The organism is Meiothermus sp., from assembly GCF_025056915.1.
Classification (GTDB): Bacteria; Deinococcota; Deinococci; order Deinococcales; family Thermaceae; genus Meiothermus.
Map to the genome: position 1 here is coordinate 1 of NZ_JANWVH010000053.1, position 21,429 is coordinate 21,429.

The window sequence follows — 21,429 nt, forward strand, 5'->3', positions numbered from 1 at the left end:
GATGGCGGCAATCCCCACCGCAATCATCACATTGGTCAGGCCGGTGCCCAAAGTAGCCACCAGCACGATGGCCAGCAGGATGCCCGGAAACGAGAGCATCACCTCCACCACGCGCTGTGCGACCAGGTCGAAGGTACCCGCAAAGTAGCCCGAGACCAGCCCCACCGGCACCCCCACCGACAGGCCAATGGCCACCGCGATCAGGCCAATCGAGAGGGAGATCCAGGCTCCGTGGGCCAGGCGGCTCAGAATATCGCGGCCCTGTTCGTCGGCCCCCAGCAGGTAAAACTTGATGGGGCCGTCCACCCCAAAAAGGTGCAGGTCGCTCCTCAACAGCCCGCCCCACCAGACCCAGGGCTCGCCCCGCACAAAGAACTTAATAGGATACAGCTCCTGGCCCAACTCAATCTGGCCCAGGGGCGTGCGGCTGACCTCGCGCACCCAGAGGCCGGGCTGGCCCTCGGGGCCCCGGAACTCCACCCGCATGGGGGGGACATAGGTACCGCGCAGGTTTTGCTCCACCGGGCTATAGGGCGAGATGAAGGGGGCAAAAGCCGCTACCAGCACAAAAACGCCGATAAAAACCAATCCTGCGATGGCCAGCGGACTGCGGAAGAGCCGCCGCCGCCAGCGGGGCACCTCGCGTCGGGCGGGCGTTGGAGTGGTTTGCATGGGCTGGGTCACGTTCGAACCTCGGGTCAGTCGTAGCGAATTCGGGGGTCAATGGCCCCGTAGAGCAGATCCACCACCAGATTAATCAAGATGAACGCCACCGCAATCAGGAGCACCGCGCCCTGCACCACGGGGTAGTCTCGAGCCAGAATCGAACCCACCAATAGCTGCCCGATGCCGGGCCAGGCAAACACTGTTTCGGTGATGACCGCGCCTTCCAGCAGGCCGCCAAACTGCAAGCCGGTGATGGTGACCACCGGAATCAGGGCGTTGCGCAGGGCATGCTTGAACACCACCACCCGCCCGGCCAGGCCCTTGGCCCGGGCGGTGCGGATGTAGTCCTGCGAGAGCACCTCCAGCATGGCGCTGCGGGTCATGCGGGCCAGGATGGCGGCGGTACCGGTGCCCAGGGTGATGGCGGGCAGAACCAGATGCCACAGGGTGCCCGTCCCAGCCACAGGAAACCAGCCGAGCTGCACCGAGAAAATCAGAATGGCCATCAGGCCAAACCAGAACACCGGCATCGAGACCCCAATCAGGGCCCCCAGCATGGCCAGCAAGTCGAAGATGGTGCCGGGCCGGAGGGCGGCCAGGATGCCGGCTGGAATCCCGATTAGAAGTGCGACTAGCATGGCCCCCAGGGTGAGCCGCAGGGTGTTGGGGAAGTACTGGCTCAGCTCGTAGCTGACCGGCTTGCGGGTGCGAACCGACTGTCCGAGGTCGCCCCGGGCTACGTTGGCGGCATAAAGCGCCAGCTGCACATGCCAGGGCTGGTCCAGGCCAAAGCGCTGGCGGATATCGGCCAGGGTTTCGGGGGTGGCGAACTCCCCGGCCAGCAACTGGGCAGGGTCGCCGGGGGCCAGCCGAACCATCAGAAACACGGCCAGCAAGACCCCCAGCAAGGTGGGGATAACGGTCAGCAGGCGGCGGGCGATGTAGGTGGTCATGGAGGGGTATTGGGCGAGGCTCGAGGGGCCGGTTCTGCACCAGGCCGTCCGTGGGCTTGCTAGCGAAGTTTCATACCGCGCAGGACATCCTACCCAAGACGGCCCGCTGCTGCAAGAAAACCCCGCCACAGCAAGGTGGCGGGGCCAGAGCCAAGGCTTAGCGCTCTGCCGAGGTGCGGAAGCTGGCGCCCGAGGCAATCAGGCGTTCAGTGGGGTGTACCACAAAGCCCTGCACTTCCCGTCGGATGGCCGTAACCTGCTGTTCGGCATGCAGGAAGACCCAGGGCGCATCGTTGTAGATAATCTGCATGGCCGAGCGGTAGAGCTGCTGGCGGGCCTGGGGGTTGGTGGCGACCCGGGCCTGCTCGAGGATGCGGTCGAGGCGGGGGTTGGCGTAGAAGCCCCGGTTGAAGCCGTTGGGGGCGTGCTGCGAGGAGTGGAACAGCCCAAACAGGCCGTAGTCGGCGTCACCGGTCACGGTGCCCCAGCCCAGCATGGCCACCTGGAACTCGTTGCGCTCGCGGGGCTGGTTGCTGGCGGCCAGATAAGCGCCCCACTCGAGGGTCTGAATCTGGGCCTGCACCCCTACCGCGCGAAGCTGGCTCTGAATGGCCTCGGCCACGCGAATGTCCTGCAGGTAGCGCCCATTGGGGCTGGAAAGGGTGAAGCGCAGGGGGTTCTGGGCGTTGAAACCGGCCTGGGCCAGGAGCTGGCGGGCCAGGTCGGGGTTGTAGTCGTAGCTGCCTATTTTGGTATAGCCAAAGATGCCCGGGCTGATGGGGGCGTCGGAGGCCCGGCCAAAACCGCCCAGCACGAACCGCACGATCTCCTCTTTGTTGATGGCGTGGTTGATGGCTTTGCGCACCCGCACATCGTCGAAGGGCTTTTTGGTCTGGTTGAAGTAGAGGAAGATGGTGCGCACGCTGGGGGTGGTTACCACGTCAATTTCCGGGCGGGCGCTGAGGCGCTGAACGTCCTGGGGGGGAACCCGCACCGCTACGTGGGCCTGCCCGGTCTCGACCAGGGCCATGCGGGTGGTGGCTTCGGGCACCGCCAGGAAGCGCAGCCGTTCGATGGCGGGCTTTTTGCCCCAGTAGTCGTCGTTGCGTACCAGCTCCACGAACTGCCCCTTCTGCCAGCGGTCGAACTTGTAGGGGCCGGTGCCTACGGGGTTGTCGCGGTAGCCGGCGCCCAGCCGCCGGATGGCCGCGGGGCTCTGGATGCCGGTGGAGCTATGGGTGAGGTGGGCCAGCACCGGGGCAAAAGGCTCGGGCATGCGCAGCCGCACGGTGAGCGGGTCGGGGGTCTCGATGGCGCTGACCCGTCCCCGCAGCAGGAAGGCAAAGGAGGAGGCCAGCTCCTGAGAGACCAGGCGCTCGAGGTTGAACTTTACCGCCTCGGCGTTGAGCTCGGTGCCGTCGTGGAACTTGATGCCCTTCCTGAGGGTCAGGGTGAGCACCTTGCGGTCGCTGCTGAAGCTGTAGCGCTCGACCAGCAGGGGCTCAATCTTGCCCTCCGGGGTGTAGTTGAAAAGGGTTTCAACCACGTGGTTGACCACCGTGGCCGAGGGCGAGTCGGTGGCCAGCGGTGCGTCCAGCGAGGTGGGGTCGGTGCCCTGGGCAATGACCAGGGTGCGGGTCTGGGCCAGGCCCACCGATAGGCCCAGCCCCAGGGCTAGTGCGGCCAACAGTCTGAATCGCATATCCTCCTCCGTTCGTAGCTGTCCCCGAGGGGTGTTCTGGCGGGCTGAATGGCTTGCGAAGGCAAGGCTCTCTCTCCAGAACCCACAGACGGGGTTTGGCTTCACTTAGCGAAGCCCCAGCAACCACTGGATGCAGGGGAGCTTCTGGCTATGTGGGGTCAGAATACGCAAAAAAAGGGCCCAAATCTTGAAGTCCAGATTACACTTCAGGCCAGGCGCCTTCATTCCCTCATGCAGCTTGCGGGTTAGCTGCTACCATAGCGTTACACCCATTGGTCTGGGTGGAGCGCAAGCTCTTTTGTTCGTCGAGATGAAGGCGAATCGGGAGGGCGAATCGTGGCCAACGAAATACAAAAAATCGAAGTAATCGAGATCAACCCCACCGAGCAGTACAGCGACGCCGACTTCTGGCGCAAGTTGAGCCGGTTTGCTCGAAAGGCGGGCCGCGAAGTGGTCGAAAAAGCGCTCTGGCTTTATTACGCCCTGAAGCGCCCGGAGACCCCCGCCTGGGCCAAGCGCACCATTGTGGGCGCCCTGGTGTACTTCTTGCTGCCCTTCGACGTGGTTGCCGACCTGGCGCCGCTGGTGGGTTTTACCGATGATTTGAGCGTTTTGTTGGTAGCGGTCAGCACGGTAGCGGCCTACATCACCCCCACCGTCAAGGAGCAGGCCCGCCTCAAAGCCAACGAGTGGTTTGGCGAGACCGAACCGCACCCGGCCTAGGCGCCCTCCCAGAGACCGGGGGTCTGGTCGGGTATCTCGGTCAGGGCCGTTTCGGTGTGGTAGAGCTGCATGCCTCGAGCCTGGTAGTTGGCCAGGGCGGCGGGATGGTCGAGCGAGCAGGTGTGTACCCAGACCCTCCTGGCCCCCAGCCGCCAGGCCTCCTCGAGCGCACACGTGAGCAGATGGCCTCCCAGCCCCATCCCGCCAAACTGCTCGAGCAGGCCAAAATAGGCGATTTGGACGTTGCCCTCGGGTTGCACCTCGAGCTGGAAGTAACCCGCCGGGGTGCCCCTCAGGTAGGCCACCCACGTGTGCAGATGGGGGTTTTGCGCGTATTCCCACCACTGCCGGTAGCTCCAGTGGGCCTTTTCGTACCAGTACCATTTGCCCCCCACGCTGCGGTAGAGGAAGTGCTGTAGCTCGGCGCAGGGGATTTCAGCTTTCATGACCAAAAACCCCTCCATCTGCACCCGCTTGGGGCGCAGCTCGCTGGGGTCGCGCATCTCCAGGTAATAGGTGGTCACTTCGGCCTGCATGGGCCGATTGTACCGGCTCCGAAACCCCCCGCGCTCTTCAAAATATCGCGCCCTTCACAGACGGCTCCGCCCACGAAAACGAGAAGGGACAAAGAGACGTGCCTCACCGAGATGAGGCACGCTTGTCTGCGTTGCGTCTGGGCCGAGACGCATATTTTCGAGTTTCCAGGCCGCCGCTGTTCTGTCCAGGACAAAGCTTTCTGATAGTCGAATGGCTGTAGATAGGTGAAGAGCGCTCTAAAGAGTGCCCTAGGGGCCCACCACCGTGATGGAGCCTTTCATACCCTGCGCGCTGTGGGCCGAGCACTCGTACTCGTAGGTGCCTGCCTTGCTGAAGGTGTAGCTCTGGGTGGCGGTGGTGGGGGTGGCTGGGATGGGATTGCCCGTTCCCAGACCCCGCAGGGGGTGGGCGGTGCTGGCCGAGATGGACACACGCTGCCCCACGCCCATTTTGCAACTCGAAGGGCTATAGGCAAGGCCTTCGATGCCGATGGTGGGAGGGCAGGTGGGTAGCTCGGTGCCGGGGCTCGAGTCCTGGCAGGCCGCGATCAGAACCCCCAGGCCCATCCACAAAAACTTGCGCATGATGGCACCTCCTGTCTCTGGACGTACTGTACCGGACTGTCCATCCGGCAACATGACAGGGCCCCCCGGAGGTCTTAACCCTTACTTGAGTTTGTCCAGCAAGTCCTGCCGAACCGGATGAAAGGCATCGAAGACCACGCAATCTTCAATAAAAAAGGCCTCGTGTTCCACGCCGGAGGGCACGTGGGCGATGTCGCCGGGGCCAAGCTCGAGCCATTCTGCCCCAATCCGTAACCGCAGCCGCCCCGAGACTACTAGGGTAATTTGCTCGTGGGGGTGGGCATGAGCGGCCAGGGCCGAGCCGGCCTTGCCCTCGGCCCGCATCAGCATCAGTTGTTCGCCGGCAAACGGACGCAGCACCGCGCCGGGCACCTCGAGGCCAGGCAGGCTGGCCGTGTGGGCAAATTTGGCTTTCATTTCCGAATTCCTTTGACCCTGGATTTTGCTTTCGGCTATTAGCTTGAGGCTATGGCTCAGTGCCCGCCCAGATAAGCTTCCTGAATCTCGGGCCGGGCCGCCAGCTCCCGCGCCGGGCCGCTCATGGTCAGGTGGCCGGTCTGCAAGACGTAGCCCCGGTGGGCAATTTGCAGGGCCAGACGGGCGTTTTGCTCCACCAACAGAATGGTTTTGCCCTGCTGGTTGAGCTTTTGAATAATCTCGAAGATAAAATCCACCAGCACGGGGGCCAGGCCCATCGAAGGCTCGTCCATCAGCAAGAGCTTAGGGTCTTGCATCAGGGCCCGGCCAATGGCCAGCATCTGCTGCTCGCCGCCGGAGAGGGTGCCGCCTTTTTGGTTTCGCCGTTCAGCCAGACGGGGGAACAGGGTAAAAGCCTGCTCCTTTCGCTCCTGCACAACCTTGGGGTTGTTGATCAGAAAGCCCCCCATCTCGAGGTTCTCCTCCACCGTCATGCGGGGGAAGATGCGCCGCCCCTCGGGCACGTGGCCGATGCCCAGCCCCACAATCTTGTCGGCGGGCATCTTGTGAATGGGCTGGCCCTGATACACCACCTCCCCTTTGCGGGGCTTGTTCATGCCGCTGATGGTGCGCAGGGTGGTGCTCTTGCCTGCGCCGTTGGCGCCAATCAGGGTGACGATCTCACCTTCCTCCACCGTGAGCGAGACGCCCTTGAGGGCGTGGATGTGACCGTAGTAGGTGTGGATATCCTTCACTTCAAGCAGAGGCATGGGTACTCCCTCCGGCCTGTCCTGCTGCGCCCTTGCCCAGGTAGGCTTCAATCACCTTGGGGTTGTTGCGAATCTCGGCGGGCAGCCCTTCGGCAATTTTGGAGCCGTACTCGAGCACCGCAATCCGGTCCGAGATGCTCATCACCATGGCCATGTCGTGCTCAATCAGCACGATGGTCAGGCCCAGCTCGTCGCGCAGTTTGCGTACCCGCACCTTGAGGTCCTCGGTTTCCTGCTCGTTCATACCCGCCGCTGGCTCGTCCAGAAACAGCAGTTTGGGTTCCAGGGCCATGGCGCGGGCAATCTCGAGCCGCCGCTGCTCCCCATACGAAAGCCCCGAGGCCAGCTCCTCGGCCCGCTTGTCCAGGTTCATGTAGGCCAAGAGTTCCATGGCCCGTTCCTTGGCCCTCCGCTCCGAGGCGTGAAACCGGGGGGTGTGCAACAGGGCATCGAAGTAGGTCTGCCGGGTCAGGCTGTGGTGCCCCACCAGCACGTTTTCCAGCACCGTCATGGCCTTAAAGAGGCGAATGTTCTGGAACGTGCGGCCAATGCCGGTGCGGGCTACCTTGTCCGGTGAGTAGCCGGTGATGTCCTTGCCGAAAAACACCACCCGACCCGTGTCGGGCTTGTAGATGCCGGTGAGCAGGTTGAAGAAGGTGGTCTTGCCAGCACCGTTGGGGCCGATCACCGAAAAAATCTCCTTGGGTCGCACCTGCAGACTCACATCGTTGACCGCGACCAGCCCACCAAATTTCTTGGTGGCGTTTTGCACATTCAGGGCCAGCTCGCTCATTTACCACCGCCTTCCTGGGCTTCCTGGCGGGCCTCCTGCAACTCGGTGCGGTGGCGCTGTTCAGGAATCAGCCCCTCGGGCCTGAAAATCATCATCAAAATCAGAATCAAACCGAACACCAGGCGTTCGTACTTGGCGGGGTTGAGCTGGGGCGGCAGGTTGGCCATGTTGTAGCCCAGGATGTTGACCCCGGTCTGCCGCCAGGTGTTGAGCAGGTCGGAGAAGTCCTTGAGAATCCCCAGGTTCAGCACGGTGACCGCCGCCGCACCGACCACTGCCCCGCCAATGGAGCCCATGCCACCCAGAATCACAAAGGCCAGAATGTTAATCGAGGCTTGCAGGGTGAAGGACTCCGGGCTTACAAAAGTCTGCTTGGCCGCAAATACCGCCCCCATAATCCCCGAGAAGGCCGCGCCCGTCGCAAAGGCGAGCAGCTTGGTGGGGAGCAGGGGAATCCCCATGGCCTTGGCGGCGATTTCATCCTCGCGGATGGCGACCCAGGCCCGGCCAAAGCGGGAGTTGGCCAGCCGGATATTGACCAGGATTACGATGCCAATGACCACCAGCACCAGCAGGTAGAAGAAGAAGGAATAAGCGATGGCGTCGTCAATGGGCCTGCCGTAGATGCGCTCGGCCCCAATGGCCTTGAGGAAGTCGGCCAGAACGTTTACATCGGGCCGGTTGACCGGGGTGATGCCCTGGGGGCCGTTGGTGATGTTGAGGGGCTTGTCGAGGTTGTTGGCAAAGACCCGCACCACTTCCCCAAGCCCCAGGGTCACGATGGCCAGGTAATCCCCCCTGAGTCGCAGGGCGGGCAGGCCAATCAGTACCCCGGTGATGGCTGCGGTGATGATGGCCAGGGCCATGAACAAGAAGAGGTAGTTGCCGTGAAGCCCCTGCGCGGGGAACCCGCCGATGAACTGAGCGGCCTGCGGCGAGCCAAAAATGCCCCAGGTGTAGGCCCCGATGGCAAAAAAGGCGGCAAACCCCAGGTCGAGCAGACCGGCCTGGCCCACCACCACATTGAGCCCCAGGGCCAGAGCAGCAAAGATGCCAATCTGGATGCCCAGCTCGAACAAGAAGGAGTTGGAAAGCCCGGCGATGGGCACAGCAATAAACAAAATCGCCACGCCCAGGGCTACCCGAACCAGCTGGGTCAGGTTGGGCAGCAGGAAACAGCCAATCAGAACCGCAAGCAGCAGGTAAAAGGCGATTTTGTCGTCGGTGTTGACCCGCAGCAACACGGTCAGGGCCAGCGCCAGCACCGCGAGCAGGCCCGAGCGCCAGTTTGTTGGCAGTCGCAGCGCCATGACCGAAGCCACGGCCAGAAGGAGCAGGATGTTCAGCCCACCGCCAAGAAGCAGCGGTTGCCCCAGCAAGGAGAGCAGCACCCCCAGGGCAGAAAGGGCGGAGAGGCCAATGGAAAGGGGAAGTGCAAAGCGATTGAGGGCGCTCATACTTTCTCACTCACATTCTGCCCGAACAAGCCCTGGGGCCTGAACAGGAGCAGCAGCACCAGGGTCAGGAAAGCGAAAACATCCTTGTACTCGGTGCCGAAGTTGCCGTTGGTCAGGAAGGGCAGGTACGTACCTGAGAGGGTCTCGAGCTGACCCAGCACCAGTCCCCCGACCATTGCACCCGGAATGTTGCCAATGCCCCCCAGCACCGCCGAGGTAAAGGCCTTGAGCCCTGGCAAGACCCCCGAGTAGGGGGTTACGTTGGTGTACAGCAGGCCGAACAAAACCCCTGCGACCCCGCCCAGCGAGCCGCCAATCAGGAAGGTGCGGGAGATGATGGTATCGGGGTTGATGCCCATGAGGGCGGCGGTCTGCATATCCTGGGATACCGCGCGGATGGCCTTGCCCAGCTTGGTGCGGTTGACCAGGTACGTAAGCGCCACCAGCATCAGCACCGAGACCAGGATGATGATAAGCCCTTTGATCTGGAGGGTGGTTTGCAAGGGAAGCTCGAGAACCGCGTTGAGGGCGTCGTAGGTGCGGTACTGCATGTTGAACTCGTTGTGGCGCAGCGCCGCGTAAATGCGCGTCAGGTCTTGCAGCAAAAACGAGACCCCGATGGCCGTAATCATGGGCACCAGGATGTTTTTGCTGCCGCGCTTGCGCAGGGGGCGGTAGGCGAAGCGCTCGACCAGCACTGCCATGAGGCCCGACCCCAGGGCTGCAAAAACCAGAGCCACCAGCAGCAAGACGAAGGGGTTGGCGATCACGGGGGCCTCCGGGTTGCCCCAGAAGCGGAAGACCTCGAGGCCAATGACCGCTCCTATCATGAAAACTTCGGAGTGGGCAAAGTTAATCAGCCCCAGCACCCCGTAAACCATGGTGTAGCCCAGCGCGACCATGGCGTACACAAACCCAAGCAACAATCCCTCGAGCAACGTCTGGGGAAGAATCGCAAACAGATCGGCAACCGTCAAGAAAGACCTCCTAGACTGCGACTGCGAGAACGCACACACCGATTTCTCATGAAATGTGCATTCTGTCCTAGCTTTAGCCTGTCAGAGTATATCGGTTGGGTAATGGGCTGACAACGGGGCGAAATAGGTCATGCAATCCACCCTCAGGTGGTTTGGTGCGGCGAGATAGGATGCAGGGGCTCGAGCACACAAAAGATACCCATACCCGTCCACAGATTGCAAAGAGCGGTGGCCCTAAAGCCCCCCCCTACCGCCTAGGGAAGGTTGGGGTAGGTATCGGACAAGACCCCTCGGCTGGTTGAGCGAAGGGCCGGTCAGCCACCCCACCTGGCCTCCCCTGGGAGGAACAGAGTGAGTCCAGGCGAGGACTTACATTCGCTCACCGTGCGGATTTGGTTGTACGGGCTTTTCTGCGACATTTCACCTGGTATGCAGGCCCTTAGCCCAGGCAAGACAAAAAAAGACTCCTGCTTGTGCAGGAGTCTGGGGCACCGAGCTGGCTACTGACGAGCCGCCGGGGGCGCGAACTGAATCACCCGCAGCACTTCGCCGGGGTACTTGGCTTCTTTCATGCCCACCACATAGTAGTCCGAGAGCTTGCGGTCGCCCTTGCTGTCAAACTCGATGCGTCCGGTCAGGCCATCGAGCTTGACCTCGCGCACGGCGCGGGCCACCTGTTCGCGGGTGGGCTTGCGACCGTTGTTGGCCTTGATGCTGGCTTCAATGGCGGTCAGAATCACGTTGGCCGCATCGAAAGCATAGACGGCGTAAGCCTCGGGGTCTTTACCGAACTTGGCCTTATAGCGCTGGGCAAAAGCAGCGGCCTTGGGCAGGGTGCTGATGGGGCCGGCGGTGGTGGTGAAGAGCACGCCCTTCGAGGCGCTGCCGGCAATCTTGACCAGGTCGGAGGCATCCAGACCGTCGCCGCCCATGAAGGTCGCGGTGATGCCACGCTCGCGCATCTGCTTGACGAGCACGCCGCCCTTGTCGTAGATGCCGCCGTAGTAGACCAGGTCGGGGCGCTGGGCGCGCATCTGCAGAATCAGGGGTTGGAAGTTGGAGGCTTCCTCGGTGCCGACCAGGGCCACCACATTGGCACCAAGCTCTTTGGCCCGGTTGGCGAAGGCCTCGGCCAGGCCCTGGCCGTAGGGGGTTTTGTCGTGGATGACAAACAGGCGGCTGCGCTTGAGCACCTTGACCGCGTACTCCGCGCCTACCGGGCCCTGCACATCGTCGCGCCCGCAGATGCGGTTCACGCTCAGGTAGCCACGGTCGGTGACGCGGGGGTTGGTGTTGGCGGGGGAGACCATGACCAGGTTGGTGTCTTTGTAAATCTCCGAAGCCGGAATGGCCACGCCCGAGTTAAGGTGCCCCACGATGCCCAGCAGGTCGGGGTCGTTGACGATACGACGGGCGACTGCCACGCCCACATCCGGGGTGGCCTGGTCGTCCTGGGGGGCGAACTGGAGCTGGAAGCCAAGCTGCTGGAAGCGGGCCTGCGCGTCTTCAATGGCCATCTGGGCGCCCTGCTGAATGGCCGTGCCCAGGCCCGACTGGGGCCCCGAAAGAGGGGAGACCGAGGCGATCTTGATTACGTTGGACTGAGCCGTGGCCACGCCAATGGCCAGAGCACCCAGCGCTACAATTGCAAGCTTTCTCATGCCGATTCCTCCTAGAAACACGCGATTAGCCTTGAACGGCTGGCCTATTCTACCTAACCCAGACGGCGGTGTGTCAATGTGGGAGGGGGTCATGCAGCAGCCCGCCGTTCTGGGGGCACGATCAAGAACCGAACCTAGGTCGCTACTGCTGGGGATAAAAGCCCTCTTGTGCGAGGCTTATGTTCGGTTGAAGCTTACCCTCAACCAAAAGTTGGAGCGGGGTCGGCAGGCGGAAGGAAGTTAATACTCGGCCAGATACTGGTCTAGCTCCCACTGATGCACTGCGATGCGGTACGAGTTCCACTCAACCCGCTTGGCGTTGAGAAAATCTTTGTAAACCTGTTCGCCCAGGGCGGCCCGCACAACCCGGTTTTTTTGCAGGGCCTCGAGCGCTTCCCGCAGGGTGCCGGGCATTTCGCTGACCCGGTATTTGCGCCGGTCGCGTACGGAAAGCTCATACACATCGCGTTCGATGGGGGGTGGGGGTGTGAGGTTGCTCTCGATGCCCTCGAGGCCCGCCCCCAGAATTACCGCCAGGGCCAGATAAGGGTTGCAGGAGGGGTCGGGAAAGCGAAACTCGGCCCGGGTGCTGTTGCCCCGCCGCTTGGGCACCCGAATCATGGCGCTGCGATGCGAGACCGACCAGGCCACGCTGGTGGGGGCCTCGTAGCCGGGGGTGAGGCGCTTGTAGGAGTTGACCAGGGGATTGGTGATGGCCGCCATGCCCTCGGCGTGTTCAAAGAGGCCCGCGATGAACTGTAGAGCCGTTTTGGAAAGCTGGTGCGGCCAGGTTTCCAGCCGGCCCCTGGGCTCAAAGAAGGCGTTCTCGCCGTTCTTGAAGAGGGAGAGGTGGAAGTGCAGGCCCGAGCCGTTGATGCCGGCGATGGGCTTGGGCATGAAGGTGGCGTGCAGGCCGTGGTTGATGGCCACCCGCTTGACCACGAACTTGAGGGTGGTCAGGTGATCGGCGGCCTGCAGAGCGTCGGTGTACTTAAGGTCAATCTCGTGCTGGCCGGGCGCGCCCTCGTGGTGAGCGGCCTCGAGGGGAAGCCCCATCCGAACCAGCAGGTCCACCATGTCGCGCCGGGCTTCCTCGCCCCGGTCGGTGGGGGCGAGGTCGAAGTAACCGGCCCGGTCGTAGGTGTGGGTGGTGGGGCTGCCCTCCAGGCTGCGGTTGAACAGAAAGAACTCCACCTCGCTGCCCACGTACAGGTTGTCGAAACCTTTTTTCTGGGCTCGTTCAATCTGCCGCTTGAGCACCTGGCGGGGATCGCCCTCAAAGGGCTTGCCGTCGGGGTAGGCGATGTCGCAGATCAGGCGCGCCACTGCGCCTTTGGTGGTGGGCTCGAGCTCATTTGGATAAACAACAAAGGTGTTGTAGTCCGGCTTCAGCAGCATGTCCGACTCCTCGACCTCGGTGCGACCAAAGCCCTCGATAGAGGAGCCGTCAAACATAATTTCGCCGTCCAGCGCTTTTTCGAACTGATTGACGGGCAGTTCCACAACCTTGTTGATGCCCAGAATATCGGTGAACTGAAGGCGCAAAAAACGCACCTGATGCTCTTGCAGCGCTTGCAGAATGTCCTGCTTGGTTCGTGCCATGGGTACAGCATACCGGGATGGCTAAATTTTTTGACAGGTATGTGGATTTAGTCTTCGCATGGTTGCTGTCTGGAAAATCCAAGCTCGAGGCCTGAAAAACGACTGCGAAAGATGCTCCATGCTCACTTGCAAAGATACCCATCCACGCCCACAGACTCCAAAGGGTGATAGCCCTGAAACCCCTCCCGACCGCATGGGGAAGGTAACGGACAAGACCCCCATCGGCTGGTTGCGCGAAGGGCAGGCCCGCAACCCCACCTGGCCTCTCCTGAGTGGTAGAGGAGGGACAGAGCAAGTCCAGGCGAGGCTTTTCGCTCACCGTGCGGGTGGGGTTGTACGGGCATATGTGACAAAGTATTCAACAAATCGCACTCCAAAAGCCAGCGAGCTGTTTCGGTGGGGTGTGTTTGAAGATTAAGGAAACTTGGGGTCTGTCTCAGTCAAGGGGTATGGGAAGCCACTATCATTGGGCCGTTTGTGTTGTGGATTATGGGAGGAAAGATGAAAAAAACCTGGCTAGCAGCAGTGGTTTCCCTGGGACTCAGCGGTGCCGCCCTGGCGGACGGCTTTTCGATTACCGGCAACGTGCAGTTTCTGCCCGATTTGGGGCTGGTGGGTGGGCAGTTCATCACGCCCTACCGCAGCTACCGGGGCACGGCAGTGAACTACACCCTCAACCTGACCGAGAACATTGTGGCCGGCGCCAGCCTGCGCCCAGGCTTTTTTGCCGGGCAGTTTGTTCTGGCCAGCCGCGCCGGGTTGGTGGGGGTTGCCAAGCTCAACGAATCGCGCACAGGCTATGTGGAAGGGGCCCTTCGGCTGGGTTCGAACCAGGTTATCCTGCCCGGCCCTTTCAGCTTCGACTTTGATGCAGGCGGCGAAATCTTTTTGACGCAGCGCGTGGCCGATGCGGCGGTGCTGTATGGGGGTGCGGGTCTGGACGCTAGCCTGGTGGTTGTGCCGACCGTTACCTTGAACGCCGCGGCCAACGCCTATGCAGGGCTGAAGCTCGAGCTGACCCGCGACCTCAATGCCTATCTGGAGGGGGGGCTTCGCTATCCCTTTGGCCTGAGCCTGGGCTACGACATTACCGCCTCCCTGTACTACACCGTGCTGCGGGGGGTGCGGCTGGGCCTGTACGGAGGCTACGCCAACCCCAGTGGCACTGCCGGGGCCTGGAAGCTGGGCATTGCTGGCGAGTGGACGGAAAAACCCGAAACCCTGGGCACTCCGGGCAACTACCTGCCCTGAAGCAAGCTCGCTAAAAGTGTCAGCCTCCCTTTCGGGAGGCATTTTTTGCCTATCGCTGGGCCATGCGGTAGACCGTGCCCCGGTGATCAATCACATACAGCTCGCCGGCGGCATCCTCACCAAAGGAGCTGATGTTCAGGTCGGTCTTGAGGATTTCCCGGCTTTGCCAGCGGTCTCCTTGCAGGGTGGCGGCCCAGATACGGCCACTCACGTAATCGGCATAAAAGTAGACCCCGCGAAAGGCCGGCATGGCGCTACCCCGGTACCGGTAGCCCCCCGTGATGGAGCGGCCCTGGTCGTGGGTATAGGTGAGCACCGGCATAACCAGCCCCTCGCGGTTGCAGTTTTGGGGTGGATTGAAGCATCGGTCGCCCTCCATGATGCGCCAGCCGTAGTTCTCGCCCCCCTTGCTACTGGCAGACTGGAAATGTACCTCCTCTACGGCATTCTGCCCCACATCGGCAATCCACATATCGCCGGTCTGGCGGTCGAAGCTGAAGCGCCAGGGGTTGCGCCAGCCATACGACCAGATTTCGCTCCTGCGCCCGGCTAAGGTGGGGTTGTCGGAAGGAATCGCATAGGCCCGGTTGCCTTCGCTGCGGTTAACGTCTATGCGCAGAATCTTGCCCAGGAGGGTGTCGAGCCGCTGGCCGGCGTTGATGGGATCGCCCCCGGCCCCCCCGTCCCCCATCCCGATGTAGAGCATTCCGTCGGGGCCGAAGGCGATCATGCCCCCGTTGTGGTTGGCGTAGGGCTGTTCGATGGTCAGGAGAATCTGGGCCGTGGTTGCGTCGGCCCGGTTCCCATTGGCGCGGTAGCGGGCCACGACGGTGTTGCCCTGGCGGTTGGTGTAGTTGATGAAGAACAGGTTGTTCTGACGAAAGTTGGGGTGGAAGGCCAGCCCCAAAAGGCCCCGTTCCCCGCAGCAAGAAACCAGGCTGCTCACGTCCAGGAAAGGCTCAGGAAGAAGCCGCCCATCTTGCAGAATGCGGATGGTGCCGCCTTGCTCAACAATAAAGAGCCGTCCGGTTTCGTCTGGCGAATAGGTCAGAAACAGTGGACGGCTGAGGTTGTTGGCCACAGGTATCAAGTTGATGGATTGGGCAGAGGCTAGACCCAACACCCACAGGGTGAGAAAGACCATTGTTCGCATGGCTCGAGTGTAGCCAATCGCAGCCTGAGCCCGATGTGTGTGGGCTACAAGTTGGGCTTTAGCCTTAAAATTCGTCCATTGTCGGTAGAAATGTAAATCAAACCATCCGGCCCCTCTGCCAGGTCACGCAGGCGGCCGTACTGGTTGTTGATGAGGATTTCCTCGTTGACTATTTGTTCCCCCCGGAGTTCCAACCGATACAGTCGTCCGGTTTTTAGGGTCACAAAGAGCAAATTTCCTCTCCACTGGGGAAAGGCTTTGCCCGAGTAAAAAATCAAATTGCTGGGGGCGATGGTGGGTTCGTTGCCACCTGCGTACTCGCGCAGCGCGGGTTGGTAGCTCTCGCGCAGATCGGCCCCGGTACAGTTGAAGGTGAGGTTGTCTGCAAGCACGGTCAATGTGGTGCCAAAAGGCTGGGTTCCGCTGCATCGGGGCCAGCCATAGTTCTGGCCTCTACGGATGATATTGAGTTCGTCGCGGGTGTTGGGGCCGTGCTCGGTTGACCACAAGAGGCCTGTGCCTGGCTGGAAGGCCAGCCCTTGGGGGTTGCGATGGCCCAGGGTCCAGATGGCCCGGGCGGCCCCGCTGGCCTGGGTGTAGAAGGGGTTGTCGGTTGGAATGCTGCCATCGGGGTTGATGCGGAATATTTTGCCTGCCAGCAGCTTCAGGCTCTGGGCTTTGGCGGCAAAGCCCAACTCACCCGGAATGTTGGAGGGGGCATCGCCAGCGTCGCCCATTGAAACGTAGAGTTTGTGGTCGGGCCCCCAGACCACCCGGCAGCCATTGTGGTTCCACCAGCCCAGCATCTCGTCGAGCAAAACTTTTTCCTGGGTCAGGCGGCCCGCTGAAAGGATGAAGCTCGAGAGCCGGTTGCGGCGGTTGCTCTCACTCTGAACGCCGTCCTTCCAGTAGGAGTAGCAGATATAGAGCCGCTGGTTGCGGGCAAAATCGGGGTCGAGCTCGAGGCCCATCACCCCGGCCTCGCCTTCGTTGCGCACAGCCGCCTCGCCCTCGAAGGTGGTCATCCGCCCGGTGGATAAATCCAGCGCACTCACCCCAATGGTCGTTCGGTCGCGCTGGGTCAAAAACAGGCGCCCATCGGGGGCGAACTTCAGGCTCCAGGGCACTCCCAGGTTGCGGGCTACCTCCTCGACCCGAAAGTGGGGGGTGTTTTGTGCCAGGGCAAAGCAGGAAAGCAGGAGCAGGGCAAGCCAGCGCATGGGTCTAGTGTAGGTGTGGTCCATGAACGGCTCATGGAAAAAGCCCCTGTCCGGTAGACACCGGCTCTGACGTTCTTGAGTTCACGCAAGGGAATGACCGCTGCACAGAGACCGCTGGAACCATCAGGGCTGGTCTTCCAGTCGCCAGATTTGTCCTCCAAACAGGCTTATGACATAGAGCTCACCCTGTTCGTCCTCGCCAAACGAGGCCAGGCCATTTCCTGCCGAAGCAACCTCGGTTTTGCGGGTCCAGGTGCCGTTCACCAGGCGCAGGCTCCAGAGGTTGCCGGTGCCAAAGTCGGTGAAGAAGTAACGGCCCTGCATGCGGGGGAAGCGGGTGCCCCGGTACACGTAGCCGCCCGTCACCGAGTAGCCATCGCCGCGCCCATAGGCATGTACGGGTCGGGTCAGGCTGTTGCTGCTACAGCCGGGGGCGATGCTGTTGTCGTAGCAGGCGTTGCCCTCCATAATCTTCCAGCCGTAGTTGAAGCCCTTGCCGCCGCCCGTGCCCAGGCTGATTTCTTCCTGGCTGTTCTGGCCTACATCGCCTATCCAAAGGTCGCCGGTCTGACGGTCGAAGCTGCTGCGCCAGGGGTTGCGCAGACCATAGGCCCAGATTTCCGAGACCCGCCCGCCCAGGCGGGGGTTATCGGCAGGAATGCGGTAGTTGCGGCCCTGTTCACTACCGTTGACATCTATGCGAAGCACCTTGCCCAGCAGGTGCCGGTTCCCGCTCTGAGCCTCGAGGCGCTGGGCGTAGTTTTCTGGGTCACCCCCGGAGCCACCATCGCCCAGGGGGATGTAAAGCATCCCGTCGGGGCCAAAGCCCAGCCAGCCGGCGTTGTGGTTGTCGTAGGGCTGGTCCACGCTGAGCACGACCTGCTCGGAGCTGGGGTCGGCGACCTTGCTGCTGCGGTTGGCGGAGTAGCGGGCAATTACGGTATCGCCGGAACTATTGGTGTAGTTGACGTAGAACAAGCCGTTGTTGCGGTAGTCGGGGTGGAAGGCCAGGCCCAATAAGCCCTGTTCGCCCCCCTTGGAGGTCTTGCCGGTGATGTCCAGGAAAGGCTGAGAACGCAGGGTGCCGCCTTCGATTATGCGGATGCGCCCGGCCTTCTCCACCACGTACAGGTCGCCGCTGCCATCCCGGGCGTGGGTCAGGTAGAGCGGCTGGGTCAGACCCGTCGAGACTACCGAAGCCAGGCGGACTCGAGGCTCACTGCCCGAAGAAGCGCCTGGGGTGGTGACGCTGCGCTCGACCCCGCTGCTGCTGCCGGTGTTGTTGATGGCCTTGACCCGGTAGGTGTAGGCCGTATTGGGCGTGAGGCCGGTATCGTTGTAGGAAGTGGCTGTGAGGTTGCTGCCCCCGATGGTTGTATAACTACCGTTGCCGGTGCGGCGCTCGAGGCTATAACGGGTAGCCCCCTCCGAGGCCGACCAGCTCAGGCTGACGCTGGTGGGGGAGGTGGCGGTGGCGCTGAACTGAGCGGGGTTGGGTGGGGCCTGGGTAGGGGAGGGTGGGTTGGGCGGATTGAGGTTGGAGTCCTGGCAACTTGCCAGCGCCAACAACAAACTGACCACTAGATACCGCATAAAACCTCCTTGACCAGGAGCGGACGGGGGCCCCTTTCGCTCGGGATTCACGTCTAAAAGGCTATGCGGTTGGCCTGAGCGCTTTCTGAAAAAGCCTTCAAACTGCGTAAAGACTTTTCTTGCCTGTTCACCTACCTGTTTTGCCTGAACAGCTACAGACGAAGGCTTCGGAGAAAAGCCGGGTTCGAATCTGGTTGCATAGGTTCGGACAAAGATTATTTTTACCGAACCAAACGCAAAATGCGTCCCGAGTCCGTGGATAAATAAATCAAACCATCTGGCCCGGTGACGATATCGCGCAAGCGGCCAAAACCGGGATGGGGGCCGCTGTTGGTATCAATCAGAATCTCCTCCTGTGTGACCGACTCCCCATTCACAACCAGCCGATATAATCGTCCGGTTCTGAGGGTGACAAAGAATAGATGGTTGCGCCAGGCGGTAAAGACATTGCCGGTGTAAAACATCATGTCGCTGGGGGCGATGGTGTCGCTGGCCGTGAAGTGCTTAATCGCAGGCTGGTAGTTGTTTACCCCGGGGCAGGGGTCGGTGCCCATGCAGTTGGGCCAGCCGTAGTTTTTACCCTTTTTGATGACGTTTAGTTCATCCTTCACGTCCGGCCCGTGCTCGGTAGACCACAAGAGGCCCGTGCCCGGCTGGAAGGCCAGTCCCTGGGGGTTGCGATGACCCAGTGTCCAGACGGGGCTGTTTGGGAAGGGGTTGTCGCTGGGAATTGAGCCATCGGGGTTTATGCGGAAAATTTTGCCCGCCAATGCTGAGGGATCTTGCGCGGCGGGCTGATCCTGAGCATCGCCCATCGAGAAGTAAAGCTTGCCATCGGGGCCCCATACCACCCGGCAACCGTTGTGGGTGGAAGCGCCGCGCATATTGTCCAGCAAAATCAGTTCGTTGGTCAGGGAATTCCCGGAGATCTCGAAGCGCGAGAGGCGGTTGCGTGGGCCACCGCTGGAGATCGAATAACAAATATAGACCCGGTTGTTGCTGGCGAAGTTGGGGTCGAGTTCCATACCCAGGATGCCGCCTTCGCCATCGTCTCGAACCGCTGAGGTGCCGTTGTAATGGGTTATGGCACCGGTACTCACGTTCAGGGCGCTCACACGAATCTGGCTTAGGTCTCGATTGGTAAACAACAGCCGGCCATCGGGAGCGAAGTGGATACTCCAGGGCACACCGCCCAGGCCATTCTTGATTTCCTCGACCCGAAAGCTCTGGGGGCCAGGGGGGAGGTCAGGATTCTGACAACCGACCAGGCCGAACGTTAGCAATGCAAGCATCAAACGCGGTCTCATGGCTTCTCCCGAAAGGTTTTTTTGCGTCAACAGAAGCTAATTACTCGAATAGGCTATATCTGAGTTCTGAGTGCAGGCTGAAACCTACGTCAAGTTGCCCAAAACTGAAGTAGGGGCCCCTCTTCCGTATCTGTGTGCGAAATGGGTCAACAACGGAAATCTACCGCTCAAAGTGTTCTGAGATGGCTGTATCGCAGTGCATATAAGGCGCAAGCTAGGGTTTTTGAAATCCCGGTCAGTTTAGCCTGATGGATGGTTGACCTTGGGCAGTTATAGAATGACGTCGAAGTGAAGTAGAGGAGGAATCATGCGCCGTAGAGACGTACTCAAAGCAGGTTTGGTTGGCGGAGCTACCCTGGCAGGTCTGAGCAAGGCTCAGAGTGCGGGCAACTTCACCATGACCATCGTCCACATCAACGACACCCACGCCCGCCTCGAGCCCACCGGCGGCCTGACCCTGGGGGGGCAGCCAAACCAGCGCTTGGGGGGATTCGCACGGGTTATATCCCTGTTCGACCGGCTGCGCGGCACCGCCACCAATCCCCTGTTCCTGCACGCGGGGGACGTGTTCCAGGGCACTTTGTACTTCAACCAGTACCAGGGGCTGGCCGACCGCTACTTCCTGCACCGCATGGGGATTCGGGCCATGACCCCCGGCAACCATGAGTACAACCTGGGGCCCGATGGCCTGGCCAACTTTTTGAATGGGGTTCGCTTTCCGGTGGTTTCGGCCAACACCGATGTCTCGAGGGAACCCAAGCTGGCCGGGCGCATCAAACCCTACGCGGTGGTGAGCGTGGGGGGCCAGCGGGTGGGCATCATTGGTCTGACCACCCCCGAAACCTCTATTCTGTCGAGCCCGGGCCCCAATGTACGCTTTACCGACCCGGTTCAAGCGACCCAACAGGCCGTGGTGGAGTTGCTGGCGCGCGGGGTGAAGAACATCGTGGTGCTTTCGCACCTGGGCTACCTGGAAGATCAGCAGCTCGCCCGCCGGGTGACCGGCGTGCAGGTGATTGTGGGGGGCCACAGCCACACCCTGCTGGGCCAGACCCCGTTCCCGGAACTGCGTCCGGGTGGGGCCTATCCCACCATCGTCAAAAACCCGGAAAACAAGGACGTGCTGATCGTGCAGGCCTGGGAGTGGGCCAAGGTGGTGGGCCGCTTGCAGGTTACCTTCAATGCCCAGGGTGAATTGGTCGCCCACCAGGGCCAGGTGATCCCGATGAGCGCCAACCTGCCCGAGGACCGCTTCGCCCTGGATGCCATTACTGCCTATGGGCTGCCCATTGCGGCGCTGCGGGCCCAGGTGGTCTCCAGAGCAGCGGTGGCCCTCAACGGCGAACGCAACGATGTGCGCCGCCGCGAGACCAACCTGGCCAACCTGATCGCCGACGCCATGCTCTGGAAGACCCGTCAGGCAGGTGCGACCATCGCGCTGCAAAATGGGGGGGGCATCCGGGCCAGCATCCCGGCGGGCAACATCACGGTGGGGCAGGTCAACGAGGTGCTGCCCTTCGGAAACACCCTGACGGTGCTCGAGCTCAAAGGCAGCGAGGTGCTGGCCGCCCTGGAAAACGGGGTTTCCCAGTGGGAACAGATTGCGGGCCGGTTCCTTTCGGGGGTGGCCGGTATCCGCTACACCTTCGATATGTCGCGTCCGGCGGGCAGCCGTGTGACCCAGGTGCAGGTTCAGACCCCCACCGGTTTCCAACCGCTCGACCCCAACGCCACCTACCGCGTGGTGACCAACAGCTTCACGGCTGGAGGCGGCGATGGTTTTGTCTCGTTCCGCGATGCCAAAGGCTTCCGGGTAGACACTGGCTTCAGCGATGCCGAGGTGTTGATTGAGTACCTGCGTACCCAGCCCTCCTGGGAGCCCCGCCTGGAAAACCGCATCACCATTCTCAACGAGCCCAGGGGCCAGCGCTGGGAAGGGCCGTTCTACGTGGATAGCTTCCTCCGGGTGGGGGTGTAGACCGCGCAGATGGCTTGACTTGAGTTATCGTGCCCTTCACAGACCTGGCCGCCCCGAAAACGAGAAGGGACAAAGAGACGTGCCG

At 61.7% G+C, this 21,429-nt stretch carries 19 protein-coding genes; 3 read left to right on the forward strand and 16 right to left on the reverse strand.

The annotated features are described in order from the left end of the window. From NZN28_RS09495 to NZN28_RS09505, 3 genes are all read right to left on the reverse strand, one after another. On the reverse strand, positions 1–684 hold a 684-nt coding region (locus tag NZN28_RS09495), incomplete at its 3' end, for an ABC transporter permease (RefSeq protein ID WP_367275828.1). Positions 685–698: 14 nt separating this feature from the next. Continuing rightward, a complete protein-coding gene (gene nikB / locus NZN28_RS09500; protein ID WP_295397602.1) occupies positions 699–1,619 on the reverse strand; it encodes a nickel ABC transporter permease in 921 nt (306 codons plus the stop codon). Between the two features lie 157 nt (positions 1,620–1,776). After that, complete coding sequence (locus NZN28_RS09505; protein WP_295397604.1) at positions 1,777–3,321, reverse strand: glutathione ABC transporter substrate-binding protein; 1,545 nt, start codon at positions 3,319–3,321, stop codon at positions 1,777–1,779. A gap of 336 nt (positions 3,322–3,657) precedes the next feature. Between NZN28_RS09505 and NZN28_RS09510 the strand changes: the two genes are divergently transcribed. Beyond that, positions 3,658–4,044 carry a YkvA family protein gene (locus tag NZN28_RS09510; protein WP_295397606.1) on the forward strand — a complete coding sequence of 129 codons (387 nt, stop codon included), beginning with the start codon at positions 3,658–3,660 and terminating at the stop codon, positions 4,042–4,044. On the opposite strand, the gene NZN28_RS09515 is transcribed toward NZN28_RS09510, so the two are convergent. The 9 genes from NZN28_RS09515 to glnA all read right to left on the reverse strand — a co-directional run bounded on the left by NZN28_RS09515 (position 4,041) and on the right by glnA (position 12,842). Then, positions 4,041–4,580: a GNAT family N-acetyltransferase gene (locus NZN28_RS09515; RefSeq protein ID WP_295397607.1), complete on the reverse strand. Its 540-nt coding sequence runs from the start codon at positions 4,578–4,580 to the stop codon at positions 4,041–4,043. The two genes, NZN28_RS09510 and NZN28_RS09515, sit on opposite strands and share 4 nt — an antisense overlap. Before the next feature lie 249 nt (positions 4,581–4,829). Continuing rightward, a complete protein-coding gene (locus tag NZN28_RS09520) occupies positions 4,830–5,165 on the reverse strand; it encodes a plastocyanin/azurin family copper-binding protein (RefSeq protein WP_295397608.1) in 336 nt (111 codons plus the stop codon). An 81-nt stretch (positions 5,166–5,246) separates the two neighbouring features. Next, positions 5,247–5,582 (reverse strand): cupin domain-containing protein, encoded by a 336-nt coding sequence (locus tag NZN28_RS09525; RefSeq protein ID WP_295397610.1) that lies wholly within the window; start codon positions 5,580–5,582, stop codon positions 5,247–5,249. A 56-nt stretch (positions 5,583–5,638) separates the two neighbouring features. After that, positions 5,639–6,352 (reverse strand): ABC transporter ATP-binding protein, encoded by a 714-nt coding sequence (locus tag NZN28_RS09530; RefSeq protein WP_295397612.1) that lies wholly within the window; start codon positions 6,350–6,352, stop codon positions 5,639–5,641. Further along, complete coding sequence (locus NZN28_RS09535; protein ID WP_295397614.1) at positions 6,339–7,145, reverse strand: ABC transporter ATP-binding protein; 807 nt, start codon at positions 7,143–7,145, stop codon at positions 6,339–6,341. Before NZN28_RS09535 ends, NZN28_RS09530 begins: the two co-directional genes overlap by 14 nt. After that, positions 7,142–8,602 (reverse strand): branched-chain amino acid ABC transporter permease, encoded by a 1,461-nt coding sequence (locus NZN28_RS09540; protein WP_295397616.1) that lies wholly within the window; start codon positions 8,600–8,602, stop codon positions 7,142–7,144. The genes NZN28_RS09535 and NZN28_RS09540 overlap by 4 nt, the downstream gene beginning before the upstream one ends. Then, on the reverse strand, positions 8,599–9,579 hold the full coding sequence (locus NZN28_RS09545) for a branched-chain amino acid ABC transporter permease (RefSeq protein WP_295397618.1): 981 nt from the start codon (positions 9,577–9,579) through the stop codon (positions 8,599–8,601). The genes NZN28_RS09540 and NZN28_RS09545 overlap by 4 nt, the downstream gene beginning before the upstream one ends. Positions 9,580–10,079: 500 nt before the next feature. Beyond that, positions 10,080–11,240 (reverse strand): branched-chain amino acid ABC transporter substrate-binding protein, encoded by a 1,161-nt coding sequence (locus NZN28_RS09550; protein ID WP_295397620.1) that lies wholly within the window; start codon positions 11,238–11,240, stop codon positions 10,080–10,082. A gap of 240 nt (positions 11,241–11,480) precedes the next feature. Continuing rightward, positions 11,481–12,842 (reverse strand): type I glutamate--ammonia ligase, encoded by a 1,362-nt coding sequence (gene glnA, locus NZN28_RS09555; RefSeq protein ID WP_295397622.1) that lies wholly within the window; start codon positions 12,840–12,842, stop codon positions 11,481–11,483. Positions 12,843–13,343: 501 nt separating this feature from the next. On the opposite strand from glnA, the gene NZN28_RS09560 reads away from it, so the two are divergent. After that, positions 13,344–14,093 (forward strand): hypothetical protein, encoded by a 750-nt coding sequence (locus tag NZN28_RS09560; protein WP_295397624.1) that lies wholly within the window; start codon positions 13,344–13,346, stop codon positions 14,091–14,093. Positions 14,094–14,142: 49 nt separating this feature from the next. Here the strand turns inward: NZN28_RS09560 and NZN28_RS09565 are convergent, their stop codons facing one another. The 4 genes from NZN28_RS09565 to NZN28_RS09580 form a co-directional block, all read right to left on the reverse strand. Next, positions 14,143–15,246 carry a PQQ-dependent sugar dehydrogenase gene (locus NZN28_RS09565; RefSeq protein ID WP_295397625.1) on the reverse strand — a complete coding sequence of 368 codons (1,104 nt, stop codon included), beginning with the start codon at positions 15,244–15,246 and terminating at the stop codon, positions 14,143–14,145. Positions 15,247–15,290: 44 nt separating this feature from the next. Next, entirely contained in the window at positions 15,291–16,466 is a 1,176-nt protein-coding gene (locus NZN28_RS09570; RefSeq protein WP_295397627.1) for a sorbosone dehydrogenase family protein, read from the reverse strand. Positions 16,467–16,589: 123 nt separating this feature from the next. Beyond that, positions 16,590–18,059: a PQQ-dependent sugar dehydrogenase gene (locus tag NZN28_RS09575; protein WP_295397629.1), complete on the reverse strand. Its 1,470-nt coding sequence runs from the start codon at positions 18,057–18,059 to the stop codon at positions 16,590–16,592. 221 nt (positions 18,060–18,280) lie between these two features. Further along, positions 18,281–19,366: a sorbosone dehydrogenase family protein gene (locus NZN28_RS09580; RefSeq protein ID WP_295397631.1), complete on the reverse strand. Its 1,086-nt coding sequence runs from the start codon at positions 19,364–19,366 to the stop codon at positions 18,281–18,283. 307 nt (positions 19,367–19,673) lie between these two features. Here NZN28_RS09580 and NZN28_RS09585 point away from each other — a divergent pair, with 307 nt between their 5' ends. Beyond that, entirely contained in the window at positions 19,674–21,344 is a 1,671-nt protein-coding gene (locus tag NZN28_RS09585) for a 5'-nucleotidase C-terminal domain-containing protein (RefSeq protein ID WP_295397633.1), read from the forward strand. Positions 21,345–21,429: the final 85 nt, after the last annotated feature.